The 6,105-nt window shown below is 66.3% G+C and carries 5 protein-coding genes; 4 read left to right on the top strand and 1 reads right to left on the bottom strand.

Going from position 1 to position 6,105, the window contains the following annotated elements; translation table 11 throughout:
* From GX543_RS11325 to GX543_RS11310, 4 genes are all read left to right on the top strand, one after another.
* The coding region (locus GX543_RS11325) for a glycosyltransferase family 2 protein (protein WP_290852008.1) at positions 1-1,055 on the top strand (1,055 nt) is incomplete at its 5' end.
* A 54-nt stretch (positions 1,056-1,109) separates the two neighbouring features.
* Positions 1,110-3,065 (top strand): galactose oxidase early set domain-containing protein, encoded by a 1,956-nt coding sequence (locus tag GX543_RS11320; protein ID WP_290852007.1) that lies wholly within the window; start codon positions 1,110-1,112, stop codon positions 3,063-3,065.
* Entirely contained in the window at positions 3,047-4,096 is a 1,050-nt protein-coding gene (locus tag GX543_RS11315; protein ID WP_290852006.1) for a glycoside hydrolase family 6 protein, read from the top strand. Before GX543_RS11320 ends, GX543_RS11315 begins: the two co-directional genes overlap by 19 nt.
* A 117-nt stretch (positions 4,097-4,213) precedes the next feature.
* Positions 4,214-5,392, top strand: coding sequence for a glycoside hydrolase family 6 protein (locus GX543_RS11310; protein ID WP_290852005.1), 1,179 nt, complete (start codon positions 4,214-4,216; stop codon positions 5,390-5,392).
* A gap of 24 nt (positions 5,393-5,416) precedes the next feature.
* Here GX543_RS11310 and GX543_RS11305 read toward each other — a convergent pair whose 3' ends face one another.
* The gene (locus GX543_RS11305) at positions 5,417-6,091 is read right to left on the bottom strand and encodes a TRIC cation channel family protein (RefSeq protein ID WP_290852009.1); all 675 of its coding nucleotides are present in this window, start codon (positions 6,089-6,091) and stop codon (positions 5,417-5,419) included.
* Positions 6,092-6,105 lie beyond the last annotated feature (14 nt).

Below are 6,105 nucleotides of genomic sequence, written 5' to 3'. Positions count from 1 at the left end.
TCGATCCGGACCACGTGCCGCTCCCCGAGCTGACCACCCGACTCACCTGCTACTTCAACGACCCGAACGTCGCGTATGTGTCGGCGCCGCAGGCCTACGGAAACGCCGTCGACCGCACGGTGCCCAAGCTCGCCGAGTCCCAGCAGTTCGTGTTCCACTCGCTCATCCAGTCGGCCGCCAACTCCTACGGCGGTCCGATGCTGGTCGGTACCAACTACGCGATCCGCACCGCGGTCTTCGACCAGATCGGCGGCGCCCAGCCATCGATCACCGAGGATCTCGCCACCGGCCTAAAAGCGCTCACCAAGCGCAATCCCGAGACCGGCAAGGAGTGGCGGGCGGTCTACACCCCCGACGTCTTGGCGCACGGCGAGGGCCCGGTCACCTGGGGCGACTACTTCAAGCGGCAGAATCGCTGGGCGACCGGCGCCATCCGACACGTCATCGCCGGACCGTTCATCAAGCAGATGGCGCAGATGTGGCGACACCCTCGGCGCGTCCTGCACTACACCCTGCTGATGGCGTTCTACCCCGTGATGGGCCTGACGTGGGTTCTCGGCGCGGTCAACTCCGGCCTGTTCGCCTGGTACGGCGACAGCGGCACGGTGGTGAGTCCGGAGCACTGGATCCTGTTCTACACGTGGACCATCGCGCTCCAGGTGTACTGCTTCATCGCCGCTCGCCGCTACAACGTCAGCCCGTTCGAGACCACCAATTCGTGGGGCGTCTTCGGCATGTTCATGAGCGTCGCGGCGGCACCGATCTACGCGGCATCGATGATCAAATCGTTCGTGACCGCCAATCCGACGTTCGACGTGACGCCGAAGGGCAAGAACAGCGCCAACGACTCGCTGTTCACCTTCCGACACAATGTCTTCTGGGTCGCGGTCTACGTCGGGATCATCTGGCTCATCTTCGACCGCGAGAGAGTCGCCGTCGAGACCCTGGCTTGGCCGGTCATCGCGGGCCTGCTCGCCATCGCCCCGATCCTCATCTGGCTTGCCTCGCGCTTCGTGCACTGGACTCGCCGTCGCCGTACCGGCAGCCCAAGCTGAACACCTTCGCGCACTGGGGTATCGTGCGCTGAAAGATAAGCCGAAAGGTCCGATATGCCGTTCTTCAAGAAGGCCGCGAGCCGCTGGTGGCGGTGGCTGATCATTGCCGCCGCGGTCCTCACCGTGGGTGCCATCTCCGCGCCGCCCGCTACGACGCTCGTGCGCAACATCATGCATGACCGTCTGATCAATTCGATCGATTACATGGCCGAGAACGGCAAGTGGGACATCATCGACCTCGGCGAGGATCAGGAGATCCAGGCCATCCACAGCACGGTGCTGCCGACCGGCAAGCTCCTGCTGATCGCCGGGTCGGGCAACAACCGGGAGATGTTCGAGGCCGGCACGTTCAAGACCATCGTGTACGACCCCGTCAGCGGGTCGGTGAAGCACGTCGACACCCCCGTCGACATGTTCTGCGGCGGCCACGCGCACCTGCAGCACGGCAACATCCTGGTGGCCGGCGGAACCAAGGGTTACGAGAAGCTCAGCAAGAACGTCACCCACGCAGGCGGCGCGATGGTCGTCGTGAACGAGAACCCCGACAAGGGCTACACCATCCCCAAGGGGACGGTCTTCACCTCCAACAAGAACGGCAACAAGTACCGGTCCGACGCCACCATCGTCGTCCCGCCGGCCAACAAGGACGAGTGGACCTACGAGGTCACCCCCGTCGAGCGCCGCGTTTTCGTGAAGTCCGAGGTCGAAGGCGCCGACGGCGTCATCATGACCAACCACCCCTTCAAGGTGGGCCTGGGCCTCGACTCGTACGAGGCGTCGAACATCCACGCGTACGCACCCAAGCTGACCATGGAGAAGTACGAGTACCAGGGCATCGACGACTCGTTCGAGTTCAACCCAGTCACCGAGGAGTACGAGCGCGTCGGCGACATGAAGTTTGCCCGCTGGTACCCGACGCTCACCACCCTGCCCAGCGGCAAGGTCATGGCCATCTCCGGCCTCGATAACGCGGGCACCATCCTCGACGGCGAGATCGAGACCTACGACCCCACCACCAAGGCGTGGACCGAGCGCCCGGAGATGAAGCGGTTCTTCCCGACCTACCCCGCGATCTTCTCCACGCTGCGTCCGCTGGAGATGTTCTTCGCCGGCCCGAGCACCGGCTGGGGTCCGGCAACCAAGGCGCGCGAGCCCGGTTTCTGGAACCTGGAGAACAACACCTTCCGTCCGGTGCCCGGCCTCCGCGATCCCGATCTGCTCGAGACCGGCTCCGCCGCATGGCTGGGCCCGGTCAACAAGCAGCGGATGGTCGTCGTCGGCGGCGGCGGCGTCGGCGATTCGCTGCGGACCACCGACCGCATCGACATCATCGACCTCAACGAGAAGAAGCCGCGGTTCAAGCCCTTCGGCAAGCTCGAGGATCCCACTCGCTACCCGAACCTGGTTCCGTTGCCGAACGGCGAACTGCTGATCACCCATGGCGCCCAGCGGTACCGCGGCATCGACAAGAGCGACACGCTCAAGGCGTACATCCTGTCCGAGAACGGCAAGCTGCGTCGCATCGCCGACCCGCTGGTCGGTCGCAACTACCACTCCAGCGCCAGCATGCTGACGAACGGGCAGATCATCACCGCGGGATCGGATCCGCTCTTCTCCGACCCGAAGAACACCAAGCCCGGCAAGTTCGAGAAGCGTCTCGAGATCTTCACGCCGCCGGAGTTCTTCCGCGCCCAGCGTGACGGCCTGGTGAAGCCCACGGTCACCGAAGGGCCGAAGAAGCTTCGCCTCGGCACCAGCGGCACGTTCCAGCTGAAGCCGAAGGCAGGCGGCACCAAGATCACCTCGGTCCGCATGTTCGTGCCCGCGTCCACCACGCACATCACCGACACCAACATCCGCGCGGTCGATATTCCGTTCAAGCAGGACGGCGACAGCTTCTCCGTCCGCCTGCCCACGTCGTCCGCACTGATGCCGAAGGGGAATTACATGCTGATCGTCAACGACGATCAAGGCCTGTCCAGCGACTCCCGGTGGGTGATGGTCCAGTGATGCGCCGACGACTGTCCGCGCTGGCCCTGAGCGCTCTGGTCGCGGCCCCGCTCGCGCTCACCGCGTGCAGCAGCGACGAACCGCTTCCGCCCAACCAGCCGCCGCCCGGCAGGCTGGCCCCGGTTGAATCGGACTACTCGCTGGCCACCACGCCGGTGTACTACAACAACCTCCAGAAGGCGCTCGAGCAGTACCAGACCGCCTACGGCAACTACACGACGGAGACCGCTCTCAACGCCGTCAAGCACCTGCAGGAGCAGCCGGTCGCCGAGTGGGTGGTCGGCGACGGCGACGACGACTCGGTGACCCGTGCACTCGACGCCGCCGACGGCGCCGTTCCGGTGATCGTCCTCTACCACATCCCCGACCGCGATCTCGAGCAGTTCTCGGCCGGTGGCGCCGGGACCGCCGTCGAGTACCAGAAGTGGGCCCGAGGCATCAGCGAACGGATCGGCACGCGCGATGCCGTCGTCGTCGTCGAACCGGATGCGCTCGCGCATATCCCGGACATGACCACCACCGAGGAGGCCAGTGAGCGCGTCCGACTGCTCGCCGGAACCTTGAAACTGTTCGCTGAGAACAACCCGAACACCGCCGTCTACCTCGATGCGGGCAACAGCGGGTGGCGGTCGGCGAGACAGACCGCGTCGCTGCTGACCCGCGTGGAGAAGGTCGGCACGGAGATCCCCGGAATCGCGCTGAACATCTCGAACTTCCGAACCACCGAAGAGACGCGGGAGTACTCAGAAGCCATCTCGAAGGAGTTCGGTCGACCGCTGTACACCCTGATGGACGTCTCGCGGAACGGCGCACCGACTCCAGATCGGCAGTGGTGCAATCCCGCGTGGGCACGCATCGGCGCAACCACGGACACCGTCTTCGATCCCCAGGAACTGTTCGAAGAAGTGTTCATCAAGCGTCCGGCCGAGTCCGACGGCGTCTGCGGCGCCAGCAAGCAGAAGGCAGGCCACTTCGACAACAACCTGATGTGGCTCCAGCTCGATCAGATGGACATCGCCGAGAAGCCCTGACCGCTCTCACCCCGTAGACTCGCGGCCGATGAGGTGTGAACCTCATCGGCCGCGAGCCGTTTCAGGACGTGACGCGACCGAAACGGACCTGTTATCAAAGTTACGTAGGATGCTGGTGTGACTAATGAGACTAGTGTGACTCCCGGTTCGCGACGACGGGTCGGCCGCGCGTGGGCGACGATGGCCGTGACCGCCTCGCTGGCGGCCTCGGCACTCGTCGCGCCCAGTCCCGCCAACGCCCTGCCGATCCCCGCGCTGCCGCAGATCCCACAGATGCCTCTCCTGCCCACCAACGGCAGCCTCGGCACCGTCGACGGCGGCGACAACGGCAGCGGTCCCGGCGGAACTCCGCCGATCGATCCCGGCATCCCTTCCGCGACCCTCCCCTACCTCACCGGGGCGCGCGTATCCTACACCGGCAACCTCGAACGCATGGCCGCCGCCACAAGCGACGCCGGGCTCAAGGCGAGGATCAACGATCTGCTCAAGACCCCGGTCGCGCAGTGGGTCGGCGGCGACGGCGTCCCCGAGGTCACCCGACTGGTAGCCGAGGGCACCGCGAAGAACGCCGTGCCGGTGATCGCGCTCTATCACATCCCCAACCGCGACCTCGGCAGTCATTCCGGTGGCGGCGCCGCCAACGGCACCGAGTACAAGCAGTGGATCGACCGGGTCTCCGGAGCAATCGGCCCCGCCCGCGCCGTCATCGTCCTCGAACCGGACGCCCTGCCACAGACGCTCGAGCTGTCGAACACCCAGCAGCAGGAGCGGGTGGACCTGCTCGCCTATGCCCTCACCAAGCTGTCGAGCAACGCCGGCACCACCACTTACCTCGACGTCGGCACCGCGGGTTGGCGGACGCCCACCGACACCTCGAACCTGATGAAGCGCATCGCGGCCAAGGGCGCCAACATCACGCACGTCTCGGCGAACGTCTCCAACTTCAAGCCCACCGCCGCGACCGAGAAGTACATCGGCGACATCGCGACCGCGTACGGCAAGCCGCTCAAGGGCATGGTCGACACCTCGCGCAACGGCGGCAACGTCACCAACGGCGAATGGTGCAACCCGATGGCGCAGCGTCTCGGACAGCTGGTGGACGACACCTTCAACCCGTCGACGGCCATGGAGCAGGTCTTCGTCAAGACTCCGGGCGAATCCGACGGTGTCTGCGGTGTCAGCACCAAGGCCGCAGGCGTCTTCGACGATGCGCTGCTACTCCTCCAGCTCGGTCTCGCCGAGGCCCAGGCACGCACCGCCCCCGACGCCCGACGGAACGCATCTGCTCCGCGCTAGTGTCGCGCTAGCCCTGCAAGCACGTCACGTGCGGTCGCCTCGCGCGGCCGACCTCGGGCGGGGGCCGTGCCAGCCGAACTTCAGGGAGGCGATGCGCACGGCCACCACCAGGGCCGCACAGAGCAAGCCGCTCCACGCGGTGTAGAGGTCGAACTGCAGGAGCACGGCGGTCGCCGCGGCACCGCCCAGAGCCGGGATCGCATACAGGTGCTCGCCCGGACGAAGCACCGCGGGCACGTGCCCCGACAGCACGTCACGCACGATGCCGCCGCCGATGCCGGTGGTGATGCCCAGCATGGCCGCACTCGGCGCGGCCAGCCCGAAGTCGTAGGCGATCACCGTCCCGGTCACCGCGAACAGGCCGAGTCCGACGGCGTCGGTGATCTCCAAGGGCCACCGGGTGAGTCGAACCGGCGGCTGCCAGAAGAAGATGATCAGCCCGGTCACGACGGCCGCCGCCACCAGCCACAGGTCGGTGAACGCGGTGGGCGGCGTCTTGCCGATGATCACATCGCGGATGATGCCGCCGCCCAACGCCGTCGCTGCGGCGAGGAGCACGATCCCCACGATGTCGAGGTCCCGACGCACGGCGAGCAGGGCGCCGGACGCCGCGAAGGCGACGATCCCCAGCATCTCGCCGCCGAAGTTCACCGCGGAGGCGGCGTCGTCGAAACTCGCCGAGACGGTTGAGACGAGCATCAGTTCTCCTTCAC

Source organism: Gordonia sp. (in: high G+C Gram-positive bacteria) (genome assembly GCF_012515855.1).
Lineage (GTDB): Bacteria > Actinomycetota > Actinomycetes > Mycobacteriales > Mycobacteriaceae > Gordonia.
This window is presented reverse-complemented; position numbering and strand designations above follow the sequence as displayed.